At 66.6% G+C, this 20,442-nt stretch carries 18 protein-coding genes; 10 read left to right on the top strand and 8 right to left on the bottom strand.

Annotation, left to right across the window (positions count from 1 at the left end; all coding sequences use genetic code 11):
* Positions 1-116: 116 nt before the first annotated feature.
* Positions 117-605, top strand: coding sequence for a MarR family winged helix-turn-helix transcriptional regulator (locus tag CFB34_RS06125; RefSeq protein ID WP_089426730.1), 489 nt, complete (start codon positions 117-119; stop codon positions 603-605).
* Between the two features lie 54 nt (positions 606-659).
* Here the strand turns inward: CFB34_RS06125 and CFB34_RS06130 are convergent, their stop codons facing one another.
* The gene (locus tag CFB34_RS06130; RefSeq protein WP_089441654.1) at positions 660-1,406 is read right to left on the bottom strand and encodes a TetR/AcrR family transcriptional regulator; all 747 of its coding nucleotides are present in this window, start codon (positions 1,404-1,406) and stop codon (positions 660-662) included.
* A 170-nt stretch (positions 1,407-1,576) separates the two neighbouring features.
* Here CFB34_RS06130 and CFB34_RS06135 point away from each other — a divergent pair, with 170 nt between their 5' ends.
* The 6 genes from CFB34_RS06135 (at position 1,577) to CFB34_RS06160 (ending at position 9,933) form a co-directional block, all read left to right on the top strand.
* Positions 1,577-2,758: an isovaleryl-CoA dehydrogenase gene (locus CFB34_RS06135; RefSeq protein WP_089441655.1), complete on the top strand. Its 1,182-nt coding sequence runs from the start codon at positions 1,577-1,579 to the stop codon at positions 2,756-2,758.
* Between the two features lie 31 nt (positions 2,759-2,789).
* Positions 2,790-4,397, top strand: a complete 1,608-nt coding sequence (locus CFB34_RS06140) for a carboxyl transferase domain-containing protein (protein ID WP_039339637.1) — start codon at positions 2,790-2,792, stop codon at positions 4,395-4,397.
* Between the two features lie 19 nt (positions 4,398-4,416).
* Positions 4,417-5,202, top strand: a complete 786-nt coding sequence (locus CFB34_RS06145) for an enoyl-CoA hydratase/isomerase family protein (RefSeq protein WP_089441656.1) — start codon at positions 4,417-4,419, stop codon at positions 5,200-5,202.
* 45 nt (positions 5,203-5,247) lie between these two features.
* A complete protein-coding gene (locus CFB34_RS06150; RefSeq protein WP_089441657.1) occupies positions 5,248-7,245 on the top strand; it encodes an acetyl/propionyl/methylcrotonyl-CoA carboxylase subunit alpha in 1,998 nt (665 codons plus the stop codon).
* 327 nt (positions 7,246-7,572) lie between these two features.
* Complete coding sequence (locus CFB34_RS06155) at positions 7,573-7,776, top strand: hypothetical protein (RefSeq protein ID WP_039339629.1); 204 nt, start codon at positions 7,573-7,575, stop codon at positions 7,774-7,776.
* 42 nt (positions 7,777-7,818) lie between these two features.
* Entirely contained in the window at positions 7,819-9,933 is a 2,115-nt protein-coding gene (locus CFB34_RS06160; protein WP_089441658.1) for a phospholipase C, phosphocholine-specific, read from the top strand.
* A gap of 104 nt (positions 9,934-10,037) precedes the next feature.
* On the opposite strand, the gene CFB34_RS06165 is transcribed toward CFB34_RS06160, so the two are convergent.
* On the bottom strand, positions 10,038-11,360 hold the full coding sequence (locus CFB34_RS06165; RefSeq protein WP_089441659.1) for a galactosyl transferase GMA12/MNN10 domain protein: 1,323 nt from the start codon (positions 11,358-11,360) through the stop codon (positions 10,038-10,040).
* Positions 11,361-11,804: 444 nt separating this feature from the next.
* Between CFB34_RS06165 and CFB34_RS06170 the strand changes: the two genes are divergently transcribed.
* Positions 11,805-12,947, top strand: a complete 1,143-nt coding sequence (locus CFB34_RS06170) for a DUF2827 domain-containing protein (RefSeq protein WP_089441660.1) — start codon at positions 11,805-11,807, stop codon at positions 12,945-12,947.
* A 406-nt stretch (positions 12,948-13,353) separates the two neighbouring features.
* On the opposite strand, the gene CFB34_RS06175 is transcribed toward CFB34_RS06170, so the two are convergent.
* Positions 13,354-13,653, bottom strand: coding sequence for a hypothetical protein (locus CFB34_RS06175; protein ID WP_143329483.1), 300 nt, complete (start codon positions 13,651-13,653; stop codon positions 13,354-13,356).
* A gap of 70 nt (positions 13,654-13,723) precedes the next feature.
* On the opposite strand from CFB34_RS06175, the gene CFB34_RS06180 reads away from it, so the two are divergent.
* Positions 13,724-14,527, top strand: a complete 804-nt coding sequence (locus CFB34_RS06180; protein WP_089441790.1) for an EAL domain-containing protein — start codon at positions 13,724-13,726, stop codon at positions 14,525-14,527.
* A gap of 92 nt (positions 14,528-14,619) precedes the next feature.
* The gene (locus CFB34_RS06185) at positions 14,620-15,036 is read left to right on the top strand and encodes a hypothetical protein (RefSeq protein WP_089441791.1); all 417 of its coding nucleotides are present in this window, start codon (positions 14,620-14,622) and stop codon (positions 15,034-15,036) included.
* 283 nt (positions 15,037-15,319) lie between these two features.
* On the opposite strand, the gene CFB34_RS06190 is transcribed toward CFB34_RS06185, so the two are convergent.
* The 5 genes from CFB34_RS06190 to CFB34_RS06210 all read right to left on the bottom strand — a co-directional run bounded on the left by CFB34_RS06190 (position 15,320) and on the right by CFB34_RS06210 (position 20,352).
* Positions 15,320-16,456 (bottom strand): DUF2827 family protein, encoded by a 1,137-nt coding sequence (locus CFB34_RS06190; RefSeq protein ID WP_089441661.1) that lies wholly within the window; start codon positions 16,454-16,456, stop codon positions 15,320-15,322.
* Positions 16,457-16,483: 27 nt separating this feature from the next.
* Positions 16,484-16,948, bottom strand: a complete 465-nt coding sequence (locus CFB34_RS06195; RefSeq protein ID WP_089441662.1) for a DUF4019 domain-containing protein — start codon at positions 16,946-16,948, stop codon at positions 16,484-16,486.
* A gap of 25 nt (positions 16,949-16,973) precedes the next feature.
* Positions 16,974-18,128, bottom strand: a complete 1,155-nt coding sequence (locus CFB34_RS06200; RefSeq protein WP_089441663.1) for a DUF2827 domain-containing protein — start codon at positions 18,126-18,128, stop codon at positions 16,974-16,976.
* Between the two features lie 14 nt (positions 18,129-18,142).
* Entirely contained in the window at positions 18,143-19,288 is a 1,146-nt protein-coding gene (locus CFB34_RS06205; protein ID WP_089441664.1) for a DUF2827 domain-containing protein, read from the bottom strand.
* A gap of 395 nt (positions 19,289-19,683) precedes the next feature.
* Positions 19,684-20,352: an OmpA family protein gene (locus CFB34_RS06210; RefSeq protein WP_089441665.1), complete on the bottom strand. Its 669-nt coding sequence runs from the start codon at positions 20,350-20,352 to the stop codon at positions 19,684-19,686.
* Positions 20,353-20,442: the final 90 nt, after the last annotated feature.

Genomic DNA, 20,442 nt, shown 5'->3' on the forward strand with positions numbered 1-20,442 from the left:
GAGATTGGCGGGAGCAAGGCGGGCGGTATACTGGTTTTCCCGCGAAATGGCGCGAGGCAGCGCCATGCCGTCGGCGCGTGCAACCGGCATGCGCCGTTTATGTCATCGACTCATTCATGGAAAAAACGAATCCCGCCGACCTGCCGGTTTTCCCGCTCGATCTGTACGACGAACCCGGGCACCTGATCCGGCGCGCGCACCAGATCGCGGTTGCGATGTTTTACGAGAAGCTGGGCCGGGACGTGACGCCGGTGCAGTACGCGGTCCTGCGGATGCTGTACGAGTGCCCGGGGCTCGATCAGGTGACGCTCGCGCAGCGGGTCGCGCTCGACACGTCGACCACCGCCGATCTCGCGGTCCGGCTCGAAGCGAAAGGATTGATCGTGCGCGAAGTGCTGCCGCGGCGTCAGCGCCGCTTGCTGCTGACACCGGCGGGCGTCGAACTGCTCACGCACCTGATTCCGTCGGTGAAGGAATTGCGTGCCGGCCTGTTCGACGGGATGGGGGAGGACGATTCGCAGGAACTGGTGCGCCTGTTGCGCAAGTTCGTCCATTTGAACAACGAGCAGAGCCGCGCGCCGCTGCGCGTCGGCGACGAGTCGTAACACCCTCGACCCCGGTAGCGGCGGGGAAGCGGCGGGCGCGCTGCCCGCCGTGCGTCACCGGTGCGTGCTGTCGCCTTCCAGCCGCCGCACGGCTTCCGCCACTTCGTTCCTGAAGCGCACGAGCGCCGCCTGTTCCGGCGCCGGCGGCTGCACGGCCGCCCACAGCATGTCGACGAGCTGCGTGGCCGTCGTTTCCGTATCGAGCTTGCGGTGGCCGAGGATCGCATCCCACAGCACGTGCTCGATCGGCCCGAACACCATCGAGCGCAGCAGGCTCAGCGGCAGGTCGGTGCGCACCTGCCCGGCCGCCTGGCCGCGCGCGAGCACATCCATCAGCGGCGCGGTGTAGCGGCGCTGCAGCGCGGTGAGCTCGTCGCTCAGCGCATGCTGCTTCGCGCGGCCTTCCGACAGCACCAGCGCGCACAGTCCCGTGCCGTTCACCAGCATCAGCCGCAGGTGGGTGCGCACGATGAACGCGAACTGCTGCTGCACCGACGCGTCCTGCGGCATCCCTGCCTCGAATGCGGCGATGTTTTCGTCGTACCAATCCGCGATGACACGCGCACACAGCTCGCGCTTGCCGCGGAAATAGCTGAACACCGTCGCCTCCGACACGCCCACGCGCTGCGCGATCTCGGCGGCCGTCGCATGCTCGTAACCTTTTTCGGCGAACACTTCCCGGCCGGCGCGCAGGATGTCCTGCACGCGTTGCTGGGATTTGCGCCCGGCGGGCGCGCGCGAGGGATCGGTGCGGTCGGCTTTGACGGTGGCGGTCATGGGGTCGGCGGTAGCGGCTGTCATCTCGGCATGATATCTGAGTGTCACTCAAAAAAATATTGACGCCGCACCCGACGAGGCGCGAAACTGTGCAAAATTTACGCTGTATCGGTCAATGAATCTGGGTATTCATTCGATTTGAGCGAAACTCAGAAATCGGTGAGTGCCACACACTTTCTGGAGACGGAGGAGACATGATCAACCTGCCCGGTGTGCAATTCATGCTCGGTGAAGACATCGAGATGCTGCGCGACGCCGTCGCGACGTTCGCGGCGAAGGAAATCACCCCGCGCGCGGCGGAGGTCGACCGCACCGACCAGTTTCCGATGGATCTGTGGAAGAAGTTCGGCGATCTCGGCGTGCTCGGCATGACGGTGGCCGAGGAATACGGCGGCGCGAACATGGGCTACACCGCGCACATGGTCGCGATGGAAGAGATCTCGCGCGCGTCGGCGTCGATCGGCCTGTCGTACGGCGCGCACTCGAACCTGTGCGTGAACCAGATCCACCGCAACGGCACGGAAGCGCAAAAGCAGAAATACCTGCCGAAGCTCGTGTCGGGCGAACACATCGGCGCGCTCGCGATGAGCGAGCCGAACGCCGGCTCCGACGTCGTCAGCATGAAGCTGCGCGCCGACAAGCGCGGCGATCGCTACATGCTGAACGGTACGAAGATGTGGATCACCAACGGCCCCGATTGCGACACGCTGGTGGTCTACGCGAAGACCGACCTCGAAGCCGGCCCGCGCGGCATCACCGCATTCATCGTCGAGAAGGGGATGAAGGGCTTCTCGGTCGCGCAGAAGCTCGACAAGCTCGGCATGCGCGGCTCGCACACCGGCGAGCTGGTGTTCCAGGACGTCGAAGTGCCGGAGGAGAACATCCTCGGCCAGCTCAACGGCGGCGTGAAGGTGCTGATGAGCGGCCTCGACTACGAGCGCGCGGTGCTGTCGGGCGGCCCGACGGGCATCATGGCCGCGTGCCTCGACGCGGTGGTGCCGTATATCCACGACCGCAAGCAGTTCGGCCAGGCGATCGGCGAATTCCAGCTGATCCAGGGCAAGGTCGCCGACATGTACACCACGTTCCAGGCCTGCCGCGCGTACCTGTACGCGGTCGGCCGCCACCTCGACTCGGCCGGCAGCGACCACATCCGCCAGGTGCGCAAGGACTGCGCGGGCGTGATCCTCTACACGGCCGAGAAGGCGACGTGGATGGCCGGTGAGGCGATCCAGATCCTCGGCGGCAACGGCTACATCAACGAATACCCGGTCGGGCGCCTGTGGCGCGACGCGAAGCTGTACGAGATCGGCGCCGGCACGAGCGAGATCCGCCGGATGCTGATCGGCCGCGAGCTGTTCGCGGAAACGATGTAACGCCCTACGTCACGCGAACGGAGCCCCGTCGATGCCGATCATCGAATCGAAACTGAACCCGCGCTCGGAAGACTTCCGCGCGAATGCCGCCGCGCTCGAGGCGGTCGTCGCCGACCTGCGCGCGAAGATCGAACAGCTCGCGCAGGGCGGTGGCCAGGCCGCGCGCGACAAGCACCTGTCGCGCGGCAAGCTGCTGCCGCGCGACCGCATCGCGCAACTGCTCGATCCGGGCGCGCCGTTCCTCGAGTTCTCGCAGCTCGCGGCGAACGGCATGTACAACGACGACGCGCCGGGCGCGGGCGTCATCACCGGGATCGGCCGGATCGCGGGCCGCGAATGCGTGATCGTGTGCAACGACGCGACGGTCAAGGGCGGCACGTATTACCCGGTCACCGTGAAGAAGCACGTGCGCGCGCAGGAAATCGCCGCCGAAAACCGGCTGCCGTGCGTGTACCTCGTCGATTCGGGCGGCGCGAACCTGCCGAACCAGGACGACGTGTTTCCCGATCGCGACCACTTCGGCCGCATCTTCTTCAACCAGGCGACGATGTCGGCGGCGGGGATCGCGCAGATCGCCGTCGTGATGGGTTCGTGCACGGCGGGCGGCGCGTACGTGCCCGCGATGAGCGACGAGTCGATCATCGTGAAGGAGCAGGGCACGATTTTCCTCGGCGGGCCGCCGCTCGTGAAGGCCGCGACCGGCGAGGAAGTGAGCGCCGAGGATCTCGGCGGCGGCGACGTGCACACGCGCCTGTCGGGCGTGGCCGACCATCTCGCGCAGAACGACGCGCATGCGCTGTCGATCGCGCGCAACATCGTCAGCCACCTCGCACCGAAGATCGCGCCACCGGTCGCGCTGCGCGAGCCGAAGCCGCCGCGCTACGACGCGAAGAGCCTGTACGGCGTGATTCCGGTCGATACGCGCAAGCCGTTCGACGTGCGCGAGGTGATCGCGCGCATCGTCGACGATTCGGAATTCGACGAATTCAAGGCGCGCTACGGCACGACGCTCGTCACGGGCTTCGCGCACATCTGGGGCCACCCGGTCGGGATCGTCGCGAACAACGGCATCCTGTTCTCCGAATCGGCCGTAAAGGGCGCGCATTTCATCGAGCTGTGCTGCCAGCGCAAGATTCCGCTCGTGTTCCTGCAGAACATCACGGGCTTCATGGTCGGGCGCAAGTACGAGAACGAAGGCATCGCGCGGCACGGCGCGAAGATGGTGACGGCCGTGTCGAACGCGAAGGTGCCGAAGTTCACGGTGATCATCGGCGGCTCGTTCGGCGCCGGCAACTACGGGATGTGCGGCCGCGCATTCGGTCCGCGCTTCCTGTGGATGTGGCCGAACGCGCGCATCTCGGTGATGGGCGGCGAGCAGGCCGCGTCGGTGCTCGCGACGGTGCGCCGCGACGGCATCGAGGCGAAGGGCGGTTCGTGGTCGGCCGAGGAAGAGGATGCGTTCAAGCAGCCGATCCGCGACCAGTACGAACGCCAGGGCCATCCGTATTACGCGAGCGCGCGGCTGTGGGACGACGGCGTGATCGACCCCGCGCAGACGCGCGACGTGCTGGGCCTCGGCCTCGCCGCGTCGATGAACGCGCCGATCGAAGATACACGCTTCGGCGTGTTCCGCATGTAACGGCCGGGAGGGCTGAACGATGCGATACGAAACGATCAAGGTAAGCGAAGCCGGCCGCGTGGCGACCGTCACGCTCGCGCGTCCCGACGTGCGCAACGCGTTCAACGAGACGACGATCGCCGAGCTGACCACTGCGTTCGAATGGCTCGACGCGCACGAAGGCGTGCGCGCGATCGTGCTCGCCGCGGAAGGCGCGGCGTTTTGCGCGGGCGCGGACCTGAACTGGATGAAAAAGATGGCCGGTTACTCGGACGACGAGAACCGTGCCGATGCGCGCAAGCTCGCGCGGATGCTCGAGGCGATCCATCGCTGCGGCAAGCCGGTGATCGCACGCGTGCATGGCGATGCGTATGCGGGCGGCGTGGGCCTGGTGGCGGCGGCCGACATCGCGATCGCCGCCGACGGCGTGAAATTCTGCCTGTCGGAAGCGCGGCTGGGGCTGATCCCCGCGACGATCGCGCCGTACGTGGTGCGCGCGATGGGCGAGCGCGCGGCGCGCCGCTACTTCACGACGGCCGAGGTGTTCGACAGCGCGCGCGCGGCGTCGCTCGGTTTCATTCACGACGCGGTGCCGGCCGACGCGCTCGACGACACCGTCGCGAAGCTGGCCGCGACGTTGGTCGCGAACGGCCCCGACGCGGTGAAGGCGTGCAAGCGGCTCGTCGCCGACGTCGCCGGCCGGCCGCTCGACGCGACGCTGATCGAGCAGACCGCCGACTGGATCGCGCGCACCCGCGCCGGCGCGGAAGCGCGCGAAGGGATTGCGTCCTTCCTCGAAAAGCGCACGCCGTCGTGGCGTGAATGATCGCGCAGCGCGCGTGACCCCCTCTTTCCGGACGACACCGAAGCCATGTTCGACAAGATTCTGATCGCCAACCGCGGCGAAATCGCGTGCCGCGTCGCCGCGACGTGCAAACGTCTCGGGATCGCGAGCGTCGCCGTCTATTCCGACGCGGACGCGAACGCGAAACACGTGGCCGCGTGCGACGAGGCCGTGCACATCGGCGGCTCGGCCGCGGCAGACAGCTACCTGCGCATCGAGCGCATCATCGAAGCCGCGCGCGCCACCGGCGCGCAGGCGATCCACCCCGGCTACGGATTTCTGTCGGAAAACGAAGATTTCGCGCACGCGTGCGAAGCGGCCGGCATCGTCTTCATCGGGCCGCCGGTCGACGCGATCGCGGCGATGGGGTCGAAGGCGGCCGCGAAGGCGCTGATGCACGCGGCGGCCGTGCCGCTCGTGCCCGGCTATCACGGCGACGACCAGGACGCGGCCAACCTGCATCGCGAGGCCGACGCGATCGGCTATCCGGTGCTGCTGAAAGCCAGCGCGGGCGGCGGCGGCAAGGGGATGCGCGTGGTCGAGCGCTCCGACGATTTCCCGGCGGCGCTCGCATCGTGCCAGCGCGAAGCCGCGAGCAGCTTCGGCAACGATCGCGTGCTGATCGAGAAGTACCTGACGCGCCCGCGCCACGTCGAGGTGCAGGTGTTCGGCGACACGCACGGCAACACCGTGTACCTGTTCGACCGCGACTGCTCGGTGCAGCGCCGTCACCAGAAGGTGCTCGAGGAAGCGCCGGCGCCCGGTTTGCACGACGACGTGCGTCAGGCGATGGGTGAGGCGGCCGTCGCGGCCGCGCGTGCGGTGAATTACGTCGGCGCGGGCACCGTCGAATTCATCATGACGGGCGAAGCGTTCTACTTCATGGAAATGAACACGCGCCTGCAGGTCGAGCATCCGGTCACCGAGATGGTCACGGGGCTCGATCTCGTCGAATGGCAACTGCGCGTCGCCGCCGGCGAGCCGCTGCCGCTGAAGCAGGACGAACTGCGCGTGCAGGGCCACGCGCTCGAGGCGCGCCTCTATGCGGAGAACCCGGCGCGCGGCTTCCTGCCGTCGACGGGCACGCTGAAGCACCTGCGGCTGCCGGCCGGCGTCGAGTTCGCGATCGGGGCATCGGTGCGCGTCGACAGCGGCGTGCGCGAAGGCGATGCGATCACGCCGTTCTACGATCCGATGATCGCGAAGCTGATCGTTCATGGCGCGGACCGTGCGGAAGCGCTGGGCCTGATGCTGCGCGCACTGCGTGCCTGTGAAGTGGTCGGCCTGCATACGAACGCCGCGTTCCTGCAGCGAATCGTTGCGTGCGCACCGTTCGCGACGGCCGATCTCGACACGGGCCTGATCGAGCGGAACCACGACGCGCTGTTCGTGCCGCAGGAGCCGCCGCGCGCGATGCTGGCGCTCGCGTGTGCTGCGCTGCTCGCCCGCGAACGCGGCGCGGGTGCACAGGGTTCATCGCCGTGGGGCGCGCTGCCGGACTGGCGGCTGAACGGCGGCTATCGCCGCACGCTCGAATGGCACGCGGCCGAGCGCGAAGCGGACGTGACGGTGACGTACGAGGACGACGGCGCAGGTGCGCGCGTCGCGATCGGCGGCGCCGCCGCGCAACCGTTCGCGTGGACGCGTGGCGCCACGCCGCTCGATTTCGACGTGACGCTCGGCGGCGTGCGCAGCAGCGGCCGCGTGTATGCGGACGGCGACCACTTCCACGTGTTCACGCAGGGCGCGGCCGAGACGTTCGAATGGCGCAACCTGCTCGCGCATGCGGGTGACGCGGAGCAGGGCGGTGGCCGCCTGACCGCGCCGATGCCCGGCAAGGTGATCGCGGTGCTGGTCGAGCCCGGCCAGAAGGTCGAAGCCGGTACGCCGCTGATCGTGATGGAAGCAATGAAGATGGAGCACACGATCGGCGCGCCGAGCGCGGGCGTGGTCGCGGAAGTGCTGTACGGCGTCGGCGACCAGGTGTCGGATGGCGCGCAGTTGCTGATGATGGCGGAAGGCTGAGCAGCGCTTTCGTCGTACACGGGCCGGCGGCTGCCGGCCCGCTCAAAGCGCGTCGCGATTCACCGCGCACCGGTGGTTGCGACAGCGCCGCTTCGATCGCCTCGACAAGCGGCAGTAGTACGAAGCTTTCGATTGAATTACGAATTCGCCGGCGCTGATGCCATGTCGTGCCGCACATTCCGCACCACGGGTGTTTTCACCCGCCGCACACCGATTCTGCCGCCGCACGACACCATCGTGTAACACGTCGAAATTAGCATCTCGCCGTCGATATGACCGGAGCGCATCCGCGCCTGGGTCACGTCATCACATCCACGGAGAGACGTTATGCGAAACTCGGCCCTACGGCCCTTCGCGGTCGCTGGCCTGATCGCGCTGACCGCACTCCTCGGCGCCTGCAACGACGACGTGACCGCACCCGCCGCGCCCGTCGCGCAGCAGAAGGCCGCCTGCGGCGGCGGCGTGGTCGCCACCGCGCAGATGCACTGCCCGCCCGGTTTCACCGCACCTGCTTCCTCGCCCGCTTCCTGATCCCGGCCGTTTCCACCAGAAATCCAATCAAGAGCAACCAGCATGGCCACCCATTCGCGACGCGACTTTCTGAAGTTCTCTGCCGGCCTCGCCGGCGCGACCGCCGCCACCGCACTGCTGCCGGAATCGATCCGCAAGGCGCTGGCGATCGAGCCGAATACCGTCACGGGCACGATCCAGGATGTCCAGCACATCGTCGTGTTCATGCAGGAGAACCGTTCGTTCGACCACTACCTCGGTCACCTGAGCGGCGTGCGCGGCTACAACGACCGCTTCCCGGTCACGCTGCCGAACGGCAAGCCGGTGTGGTTCCAGCCGCGCCAGGAGGACAAGACGAGCGTGATCGCGCCGTTCCGCTACGACACGACCAACCCGGGCGTGAACGCGCAGTGCATCGGCGGCCTGCCGCATACGTGGGCGACGACGCACGGCGCGATCGACAACGGCCGCGCGGATCAATGGGCGGTGCAGAAGTCGAACATGACGATGGGCTATCACGTTCGCGACGACATCCCGTTCCATTACGCGCTCGCGGATGCGTTCACGGTGTGCGACAACTACTTCTGCTCGATCCCCGGCAACACGCACCCGAACCGCATGTACCTGATGACGGGCATGGTCGACCCGCTCGGCACGGGCGGCGGCCCGCTGCTCGACAACACCGACTACATCGACAACCAGTTCGACAAGGTCCAGTTGCCGCCCTTCAGCTGGACGACCTACCCGGAGCGCCTCGAGAAAGCCGGCATCTCGTGGCAGATCTACCAGCAGGGCACCGGGTTCGACAACTTCACCGGCAACTACGGCACGAACATGCTCGCGTGCTTCAACAACTTCGTGAATGCGCCGGCCGGCTCGTCGCTGCAGACGCGCGGAATGAGCACGCGCCCGATCACGCAGCTGAAGGCCGACGTGCAGGCGAACGCGCTGCCGCAGGTATCGTGGCTGCTGCCGCCCGCCGCGTATTCGGAGCATCCGAAGTTCACGCCGCTGTACGGCGCGTACTACCTGTCGACGATTCTCGATGCGCTGACGTCGAATCCGGACGTCTGGAGCAAGACCGTCCTGCTCGTCATGTACGACGAGAACGACGGCTTCTTCGATCACGTCGTGCCGCCGTCGGCGCCGACGCTGCCGGGCTCGGGCATGAGCACCGTGGACGTGTCGCTCGAGCGGCACAACGTCGTGACGTCGACGCAGACCGGCACGTACACCGCCGACAACCTGCCGTACGGCCTCGGCCCGCGCGTGCCGATGTTCGTGGTCTCGCCGTGGTCGAAGGGCGGCTTCGTCTGCTCGCAGGTGTTCGATCACACGTCGGTGCTGCAATTCATCGAGAAGCGCTTCGGCGTGATGGAAACGAATATCTCGCCGTGGCGGCGCGCGATCTGCGGCGACCTGACGTCGGCGCTCGACTTCTCGAAATCGGATGCCACGCTGCCGACCCTGCCGAGCACGCAGGCGTATGTCGCGCAGGCGGACCTGCAGTGCTCGCGCGCGTCGTCGCAGACCGCGCCGGCCAGCACCGCGCAGCAGGTCGTGACCGCGCAGGAGCCCGGCACGCGGCCGGCGCGCGCGCTGCCGTACGAACTGCACGTGACCGGCCAGCTCCAGGCGCAAGGGTACGCGCTGACGTTCGCGAATACCGGCACGCAAGGCGCGCACTTCTGGGTCTATACGGGAGACGCGACCGCGATGCCGCGCCGCTATACGGTCGAAGCGGGCAAGCAGCTGACCGATACGTGGGCGCTCGACGCGAACGGCAACTACCTGGTGAGCGTGTGGGGGCCGAACGGTTATTTCCGGCGCTTCGCGGGTTCGGCCGCGGCGGATGCCGGCGCGAAGCCTGAAATCACGCCTTGCTACGACACGGCCAACGGCGACGTGTACGTGACGATCGCCAACGCGGGTACCGGTGCGCTCACGGTCACGGCCACCGATGTCGCGTACGGTAGCGCCCCGCGCACGCTGACGGTGCCGGCGGGGCAGCGCATCGAGGCGCGCTGGGATCTGTCGTGCAGCAGCCACTGGTACGACCTGCAGTTCGCGGTGGCGGGGAATGCCGGGTGGACGCGACGCATTGCGGGGCACGTCGAAACCGGCAAGCCCAGCCTTACCGATCCGGCCGCCGTCGCGCCGACGATTACGGCGATCTGACCGTGGCCCGGGCGTGCCGGCGGCTCGCCGGCACGCGATGAGCGCCGTTGCTCGGGAAATGGATCGTCGTCATCCAGCGGGTTGTGCCGCCCCGAACATCGGTGTCAGCGCAGCACCCCGTCGTCGTGCGCCATCATCAGCGCGCGCATCGCGGACCACATCCCGTAGTAGTGGACGATGTAGCTGTCCGCGCGGCGAAACAGCCAGGGCGTGTTGAAGCTGACGAGATCGGCCACGCCTTCGCCGTGCAATTGCCCGTCGCGCTCCATCGCGCGAATGAAATGCAGCTGGTCGCCGTCGCTCGCATAGACGCTCGACCGGTCGTGCAGCGCGGCGATCGTCGTCATCATGTCGCGCAGCATCGCGTCGTTGCGCGCGGTGCGCCGGAACGCCATCACGCCCGAGTTGAACGCCCACTGGCCGAGATCGTGCGCGAGCAGCCAGTCGCGCCCTTCGAGCAGCGGCGCCAGCGCTTTCTGCTGGTCCGCGATCAGCACGTCGGCATCGAGCCACACGACCCATTCGTGATGCTGCAGGTACGCATGCAGCAGCCACGGCTTGAACCAGTTGCCGGTCGCGTTCAGGCCGATCTCGGCCGGAATGTCGCGATGCACGTAGAGCGTGTAGCCGTGCGTCTCGCAGTAACGCCGGAAATTCCGTTCGGCGACGCGCGCATAGCTGCCGATGTTCGGCGTGTAGAGCGTCATCAACGCAATCGGGCGGCCCGGATTGTAGGTGCTGCGCTCGGCGGCTTCGTCCGGCGTATGGGCGGCATCGTGATCGAACGAGAACATCGGCCGGCCGGCGGCACGGCATCGATTGACGTACGCGACGAGCGTGTCGCGGAAACGGGGCGTCGCGCCTTTTCGTTCGGGATCGTGCGGCGTGTCGTCGATGCTGATCGCGAACGTCGGTTCGCGGCTCCACATCGGATCGAGGTCGGGGCTGCTCGGCATGACCGGATACAGCCCGTCGATCGGGGTCATGTAGCGATGCGTGTCGAGCGCCGCGAACAGCGCGGCCTCCGAGGTCAGCCGCGGTTCGCTGCCGAGCTTGCAGCGTTGCACCAGCTGCATCACGATCGCCCGCACGGCCGCCGTATTGCGCCAGATCTGCACGTCGACCTGCGGCAACGGGGGCGCGAACGCGTCGACGAGCAGCATGTCGCGGCCGCACATCAGGCGATCGAGCGCGACGGGCTCGATGATCGCCGCATCCTCGCTGAGCAGCAGCACGAGCTCGTCGGGCTGCGCGCCGCGCAGCACATGGAGCAGCGATTCGTAGCGATGGAGCGGCCGCAGCGGCAGCGCGTGCGGCATCGCGGAGGCGTCGACGATGGCGTGGCGATAGCCGTGCGCCTGCGCGTATTGCCGGTGATTCTCGAGGCTGGCGGGCGCGTCGTGACTGAAATGGCTGAGGACGATCATCGCGCGCTCCGAAGGCCGCGAAGCGGGTAACGGCGAGCGCCGGGCGCGGGGTGTGTCGGCACGGCAGCGCGGCCGGGCACGCGTTTCGGCGCGTGCCACCCCTGTTCGTGATGGATTGCCCGGAAGACTTGCACGGCGTCGCGTTCCATTCTGTCAGCCATTTTTCCGCAGCGGGGCTGCGAGGTCGTTTTCTGCCCGCGCCGGATGCCGGTACCGTCCGGTCATCCCCCGGCATCCCGGTCGCGCGGCGGGTCGCCGGAGTATCGCACAGCCGTCTCGCCGATTGGCATGCGCCGGCCGCGCGCTGACCATCCCTGACAGTATGCGGCCGGCGCTCCGCTAGAATGCCGGCTTGCCGCCGGCGAGCGCCGCTTGACGCGGGCGGCGCATCGCGCGCTACACTGCGTCCATTCCATCCCCATCCAACCTTCCATCCTGCCGACGATGACGTCTCCTGTCCTGAACGGCCTGCGCATCGGTATCACGATCGGACTGCGTGCCCCCGACGAAAGCCTGTGGATCAACGGCATCAAGCAGAACGCGCTGTTTCTCGCGAAGCTGCTGATGGCGTCGCCGCACGGCTACCGCGTGACGCTGGTCAACACCACCGATGTGCCGCTCACCGATGCGCTGCCGTGGGATCGCCACGTATTCGACACGCGCACGTTCGACGACATGAAGGATTCGCTCGACGTGGTGATCGAGCTCGGCGGCCAGGTCAACGCGGAGCAGACGGCCTACCTGAAGGCGCGCGACGCGAAGCTCGTCAGCTACTGCTGCGGCGTCGAGTACATCAACGTGATGGAGTCGATGCTGTTCGGCCGCCGGCTGTGGGATTCGCTGTTCATCAACCGCGGCTACGACGAGGTGTGGGCGATTCCGCAGATCGCGCCGTCGTCGCTGCCATTCCTGCAGTCGCTGCGCCGCTGCCCGGGGCGCGTCGTGCCGTTCGTGTGGGATCCGATGTTCCTGAGTGCGCGCGCCGCGCCGCTGCCCGAGCACGGTGAATACCGGCCGCGCAGCGAGCCCGGCAAGCGGCTGACGGTGATGGAACCGAACCACGACGTGGTGAAGTTCTGCGTGTATCCGATGCTGATCATCGACGAAGCGTATCGGCGCGACCCCGATGCGATCTGCTTCGCGCACGTGACGAATGCCCTCCATCTCGCACACGACAGCCCCGAGTTCGTGATGCTGATGAACTACCTCGACATCGTGCGCGCGGGCAAGGCGAGCTTCGTCGGGCGCTTCGATACGCCGCTGTTCCTGGCCGACCTGACCGATATCGTCGTGTCGCACCAATGGTCGAACCCGCTCAACTATTTCTATTTCGACGTGTGCTGGCAGGGCTATCCGCTCGTGCACAACGCGAGCCTCGCGCCCGATCTCGGCTACTACTATCCGGACAACGACGTGCAGCAGGGCGCCGACGCGCTGCTGCGCGCGCTGCATACGCACGATGACGACTGGGAAGCGTACACGCGGCGCCAGCGCGAGATCCTCGGCCGCTATACGTCGGCCAATCCGGCACTCGTCGCCGAATACGACGCGCTGCTCGCGAACCTGATCGGCGCATCGGCCGCATAAGGCCCGATGTTTCGCGCGACGCACACCGTCGCGCCGAATTCCGCCATCGGGATAGTCCCCGCCCTAATGTCTGACGAAATCGTGCCGTTAAAAAAGAAACCGCCGAACCCGATCGGTTCGACGGTTTTGAAGGCACGAATTTGACGGCTCCGAGGGAAGTCCGTCGGAAATCATTTTAGAGGCTAACAAGTATTTAAAATTGTTAAAAATGGTTCAATCGATAATCGTCATATGAATTAAATTGATATTATCGATTCAAGGATGTCCGATTCCTGTTTGAAAATTTAATAATTCGTTTGAAACAATAAAATTGAGTGCTGCGATGATCGAATGACGTGCGGCAACCGATTTTCGACGTCGGTGCCGGCGTTAGCAGCGGGCCTGACAGCGGGCGAGACACGATGCTTCACGGGTTGGCATTTATCTGATCAATTCGGGATTTCCTGATTTCGAGATCCGTAAATTGCGGGGATCTGAATCGGATCGGGTTGTTTAGGTAAGGGCAATAAACAGTATCCGAATCGGGTTCCGTAATTTGCGTTAGTGTGACCTGTCGCACATTCGATATCGTGCGCGCATGGTGTATTTCCAGTAATTGAATATCGTTGAAAAATATCGAATTTTGACGGCGCGCCGAAGCGAACAGTACGCTCCCGGAAAAGATCGACATAACAGGATGGGCCGGGTAGGCGGCGGAGCGCGTCATGGTCGGCTTGCTCCGCATGTTTCTTGAGGTCGAGCCGCGATCGGCGGCTCGCCATTTGCCGGAGCGCCGGATGAATGCGGTCGAAGCTCGCCTGGAGGCGAATCGGGAAGCGAATCGTGACGAAATCGATCTCGTGTTCGGCGCCCCCGACGATCATCCCGACCTTGCGTCGGTACGCAGTTTCGTGGAAAGCCGGCTCGGGTTCGCGCAAGAGCCCGTGTGCCGGGCCGACCTGTCGGGTGGTGTGTTGTACCAGGAATGCCTGGCGCGATTGCGGTGGGGCGAGCGCGATGCGCTGCCGCCGCTCGCGTTCCTGCCGCGCCTCGAGGCGCTCGGGCTGATGCGGTGGTTCGACCGGCTCGTGGTCGGCCGGACGATCGACGCGCTGCGTGCCGATCCGGCTGCCGTCTACGGCTGCAATGTGGCGGCGGCGAGCGCGGTGGTCGACGACGCGTGGCTGGCCCTCTTCAGGCGGCTCGAGCGCGAGCCGTCGGTCGCGGCGCGGCTGGTGGTCGAGATCACGGAGACGGGGCCGCTGAATCCCGTCGCGGGGCGATCGTTCGTGAACCGCTTCCGGCAGGCCGGGTGCCGCATCGCGATCGACGATTTCGGGGTCGGTTTCAGCGCATTGAACAACCTGGTGGTCGGCAATCCCGACATCGTGAAGCTCGACCGGTCGATTCTGTCGATGATCAAGCGCAACGCGATCGGGCGCTACCAGCTCCGCCGGCTGATCGCGTTCGCGCATGAAGGGGCGCGACACGTCGTCGTCGAAGGCGTGGAGAGCGAGGTCGACCGGCAGATCATCATGGATGCCGGCGTCGCGTGGGCGCAAGGCATCCGTTTTTCGTGGCGGCCGCCGGCCGCCGCGTGACGGCGCGGGAACAGGCGAGGTGGCGTGCACGATGCACGCCGATGTCGGGCGTGATCGGCGCGTGGCCGGGACGAATCGCAAAGGGGCTGAGCATGGCAGGGACGAAGGCCGGAGGCGGAACGGGCACGCATGGGGCCGGTGCGCGCGACCTCGTCGCGATCACCGAGCTGGCCGACATGCTGTGGCAACTGGGCGCCGAATCGACCGAGGTGCCGATCGACGTCGCGCCGTATCTCGACGGCCTGAAAGCCATTGCGCGTCGCATTCAGCGGATGACGCCGCTCGACGCCGGCGGCCGCGAGCTGGCGGCGCGGCACTATTACGCGGCCGTCATCGCGGGCGCGTGCGGCGACGATTCGGCCATCGCGCGTGGCGTGTCCGACAGCCTCGTCAAGTCATCCGGCGGCGCCAGCCGGCCGGTGGCGCATTGCTTCGCGGTGCTCGCGCGGATGGGGCGGCGGCATGGCCGTATGTTCGCCGCGCAGTGCGGCGATCGGGTGCTGGCCTAGCGCCTGTTCACGCCAGTCACGGGCGCTGGCGCAGCGCGAGACGCGCGGCCCGCATCGACATCATCCGCGCGCCGCGGCCCCGATTCACATCCTGTCGATCAATCCGCCGAGCGCACGGAACAGCGTGCGCTGCGGCTCGAACGCATACACGCGGCAGCCGCATTGATCAGTGCTTCGGCCTGAAACGCGGAGTGCCGGTTGATGACGAACGGGCCATGTATCGAATCGATCGCGACGAAATTGCGGACGGTCTGCTCCGGGAGCGGGAGCGGTGCGAAGGAGGTCAGCCGAGTGCGCGGCCGTCGAACAGCTGCCGGATCTGCGCGGAATACGCGTGGACGTTGTGCTCGGCGAGCGTGTCGACCTGGTGCAGGCAGCGGCGGGCCGCGGCCGCATAGTCGTCGAGCCGCGCGTCGTGCGTCTGCGCGGCGGTCGCGATCGCACGCGCCGCATCGAAGATCTCGAAGTCCGGGTAGTAGTAGCCGACGTCGCGCAGGAATGGCGAGTTGTGCACGAGCGGGTAGTTGCCGTACAGCGCGTCATACAGCAGGTAGTTGAGGCCGTTTTCCCAGTGATGGGACACGACGATGTCGGTGTGATGCGCGGCCCAGGCGACGAACGGCGCGCGCACGTCGGCGGTCGCCTTGCCGTCGCGCACCATCTCGAGCCCGAGCGCGAGATGCTTGAAGGCGACGTTTTCCTTCTTGTCGAACGTGTTGGTCATGAACACGTGCTCGACGAGCTCCGGATGATCGACGTAGCACGCATTCGCGGCGAGCATCGGCACGATCGAGCTCTTCACGACGTTCAGGTTCGGTTCGAAGAACGCGATGCGCTTCGCGGTGCCGTGGTTGCGATAGCCGAAACGCGCCTTCAGTTCAGGATCCGCGTCGAGGCTGCGTTCGATGAAATACGGCGACCAGATGTGCGGCAGCTCGATCACCGGCGCGCGATAGACGGCCTGGAAATACGCCGCGCACGTGTGCATGTGCTGCGGGTTGGTCCAGATCTCGTCGAACTGCACGCGGTTCGGGTTCGGCCGCCACTGATTCTTCTCGAAGTTGATCGTCTCGACCGCGATCACGTAGTCGTTGCCGAAGCGGTACGACACGCATTTGCCGCCGCGCCGGCGCACGGCATCCGTGTGGGTCTGATCGATGAACGCATTCATCTCGATCAGCAGGTCGGTCTGGTGCACGACGGCCGACAGCGGCCGCAGCGCGTCGCCGAACGCGTCCATCATCAGCGCCTGCGGATAGTCGGTGATGCCGTCGTCGTGCGCGAGCCAGACCTCGCCGATCAGCGGCGACTGCTTCAGCAGCATGTACAGGAACACGCAGTGCTGGTTCGCGCCGTTGTACCAGATCGACTGCGTCGCGTCGCGCTGCACGTTCATCGTTATCGCGACATTGAGTTTCATGTGGCCTCCGTCCCGTTGGTGCGGTGCTTACTTGGCGACGTCCCGGGTCATGCGCGGCGCATAGCCGGTCAGATGCCAATGTCCGTCGTTGTCGAGATGGAAGCTCACTTTTTCGTACACGGTCGTCCCGGTGGTCAACGTCGTCACGTAGTCGACGTTTGCGTAGAGGCCGTCGGGTACCGTCGCATTCGTGTAGCGGTTGCGCGAGATCTGCTCCCACTCGCGGTGGCGGACCAGGGCGACCGTTTGCCACGCGCGCCGGATGTCGGTCACGAACTGGTCCTGTTTGAAGCGGGTCTTGATGAAATCGGCCGAGTCGAGCCAGATGTCGTTGAACTGGCCGGCCTCGAGTTGCCTGAACACTTTGTTGGCGGCTTGCAGCAACTCGTCCGCGGATTCTCCGGTCGATTGCGCGTGCGCGCCGATCGCGATCGAAGCGACGGCGCAGCCGATCAGCCATTTGGCGCGGGTGAGGGGCGTGCGTGCAGTCATGTCGGTGTCCGGGAAGGGCGGCGCGTCACGCGTCGCGATAGAGGGTGGCGATCGCGTCCGTATAGGCGACGACGTTCTCGGGGTTGTAGATGCTGACGGAACTGAGCACGTGCCGCGACTGCTCGCGGTACGCCTCGAGGTTCGCGTCGTGTTCGGTGAACGCCTTCAGCAGCGCGCGGCCACCTGCCTGGCAGTCGAAGTCCGGATAGAAATACCCGGCCTTGCCGAGGAACGGCGAGTTGTGGATCAGCGGATAGTCGCCGTACAGCAGCTCGTAGTACAGGTAGTTCTGCGCGTTTTCCCACGTGTGCGACACCACCGCGTCGCCGTAGGCCGCCATGAACTCGTACACCGCGTAGCGGCTCTCGAACGTCGTGATCCCGTGGTTCACGATGTCGAGGCTCTTCGCGAAATGGACGAACGTCGCATGCTCCTTCAGGTGCAGCGTGTTGCACACGCGCACGAATTCGAGGAAATCAGGCTTCGCGCGATACGCTTCCTCCGTCACCAGCATCGGGATGACGCTCGTCTTCACCATGCAGATGTTCGGCTCGAACATCGTCACGCGCCAGCGCGGCTTGCCGGGCTCATAGCCGAACGACAGCCCGGCGCCGAGCGTCGCGCGCGCCTTGTCGAACAGCATCGGGTGCCAGATGTGCGGGACGATCGTGACGGGCGCGCGCAGGCCCGTCTGGTAATAGTGCAGGCACGAGCGCTCGAACTCGGGAATCGTCCACACGGCGTCGTACGGTGCGCCCGAGAACAGGAAACCCGACGGCTTGTTGAACATCGCGCGCTCGATGTCGATCACGTAGTCGTTGCCGACCCGCATCGTGACGACCTTGCCGCCGCGCTCGTGGAACGCGCGCAGGTAGTCCGCGCCGAACTGCGCGCTCATTTCGATCAGCACGTCGCAGCGCTGCAGCGCTTCGTCCATCGACAGCAGCGGCACGTCCCATTCGTCGAGCATCATCTGCGGATCGGCGGCCTGTTCGCCACCGTTCACCATCACGGCTTCCGCGACGAGCGGCGACTGGCGCAGCAGCAGGATCAGCAGCAGGCAGTTCTGGAAGATGCCGTTTTCCCACAGCGACTGGCCGGCGCCGCGCACGAACAGCGATACGCCGACGACGAGACGCTTGCCCTCGCCGGGCGCTTGACGGGCATTGGAGTCCGACATGCGTATTCTCCGGTTCAGGCGACCAGACGCGAGACGAACGCGTCGAGGTTCGCGGGGTTGTCGATCGAGACCGACTGCAGCAGCCGGCCGGCCTTCGCGCGATAGTCGTCGAGGCGTTCGTCGTGATGCAGCCACGCGTCCAGCAGTGCTCGGCCGCCCGCGGCGGAATCGAAGTCCGGGTAGTAATAGCCGGCGTCGCCGATCAGCGTCGAGTTGTGGATCAGCGGGTAGCCGCCGTACAGCACGTCGTAATACAGGTAGTTCTGCCCGTTTTCCCAGTGGTGCGACACGACCGCGTCCGCATGGCGGGCCATGAAGCCCGGCAGGTCGAGGCGCGGCTCGAAGGTCGCCTTGTGCTGGCGCACGAGGTCGAGGCTGTTCGCGAAGTGCACGAAGGTCGGATGCTCCTTCATGTGCAACGAGTTCACGACGAACATGTGCTGAACCGCGTCCGGCCGCGCGCGGTAGAACTCGTCGCACGCGAGCATCGGGTAGTGGCAGGACTTGGCGACCGAGATGTTCGGTTCGAGCGTCGCCAGGTGCCACGGGCGGCGGCCCGGCCGATAGCCGAACGTCGCGCCTTCCGCGGCGAGCGCGGCGACGCGGCGATCGAGGAAGTACGGCGACCAGATGTGCGGCATCAGGTGGACGGGCGCGCGCAGGATGGTCTGCAGCATGGGCGCGGCCGTCTTGTCGTATTGCGGCAGCAGCCACACTTCGTCGAACGGCGCCCCGTTGAAGATGTGCCCCGACGGTTTGTCGAAGATCGGCGTTTCGCACAGGCCGGCATACACGTGCCCGCAGAAGAACGCGGCGATCTTCTTGCCGAGCGCCTTCATGTGCCTGAGCCATTCCACCGGCAACTGCGCGCCCATTTCGATCACGACGTCGAGTTCGTGCGTGACGTCGGAGGGCTTCACGAGCGGGATGTCGAGGCCGTCGAGTTCGAGGCCGGCCGGCAGCGCGCTGGCGTCGCCGCCGTTCAGGAAGTAGACGGGGCCGACGCGATCCGAGCGCTTGAGCATCATCGCGAGGAACGCGATGTTCTGGTGGATGCCGTTTTCCCAGATCGCCTGGCCGTCGCGCGCAAACAGCGAGATGCCGACCGCCGGCCGTTGCTTGCGGGTGCCGCCCGAAGCGGCTTCATTGATGTCCGTCACCGGTTGGTTTCCTCTGCGGCGTCGTGCGTCCGGGCATCGCGTCGAGCGTCTGGCCCCGGAAGCGGCGCGCCGTGGATTGTCATGGTTGCATGTGCGCCGGTACGCCGCGGCCGGCGAATCGGGCGACCTGGTTCGCGAGGGCGGCAGCCGGATTCCGGCGTGTCGTCGGGCACGCCTGGCACGGCGTGCGATGCGGGCAGGCTGCCCCGGCGACTGTCTGCGGCGATTGTGGCACGGAAACCACCGGTTTTGGCGGGACGTGACGAACTTTGACATAGCCGCCGGCCAACGGAAACGGGCGCCTGCGAAGCGGCGCCCGGGGTGGTCCGGCGGAGGTCGGGTGCGGGGCCGGCGCGGCGCGGGTGGCCGGCCGGATCGGGGCGGCGGCGGCCCGCTCAGTGCTGCAGGCGGATTTCGACGCGGCGGTTGCTGGCGCGGCCTTCCGGCGTCGCGTTGGACGCGACCGGATCGGCCTTGCCGCGACCCGTGACCGTCAGCGAGTCGGTCTTCAGGCCGTGCGCCTTCAGGTACGCCGCGACCGATTCGGCGCGGCGCTTCGACAGCGCGAGGTTGTAGTCGTCGCTGCCCACCGAGTCCGTAAAGCCGGTGACGCTCACCTGCGAGTACGTATGGTCGGCGCGCTCGCTCAGCAACCGGTCGAGCGATTCGCGCGCGGTCGGGGCGAGCGTCGCGTGGTCGGTTGCGAACAGCGCGTCGCCCGACAGGTTCACCTGTTCGACGACGGCAGCCGCCGGCGCGGCGGCCGGGGCCGAAGCCGTCTCGGCGGGTGCGGCGCCGCACTGGAACACGAGCGTCGCGGGATCGGATTTGTCGCGCAGTGCGCGGGCCGAGTCGACGGCGCGCACGGGCTCTTCGCCGCAAATCTTGCGGGCGGCCTTCATGCAGGTCTGCGGGCCCGACAGCAGGCCGTGGCAGTCCACCTGGAAGGTGCGCACGCCGTCGCGCGGCTGCAGTTCGGAGGCGCTGAAGGTCGGGCCGGATGCGGTCGAGCACGCGGCGAGGGCCGTTGCGGAGAGTGCGAGCGCAAGAGCGAGTTTGTTCACGGTTACATCCTCAATGCTTGGGTTGACTGAAGCCCGCCACGGGTGGCGCGGCGGGCTCGTCCGGCCGTCGGGGCCGCCGCGGGCCGTCCG

Source organism: Burkholderia sp. HI4860, from assembly GCF_002223045.2.
Lineage (GTDB): Bacteria > Pseudomonadota > Gammaproteobacteria > Burkholderiales > Burkholderiaceae > Burkholderia.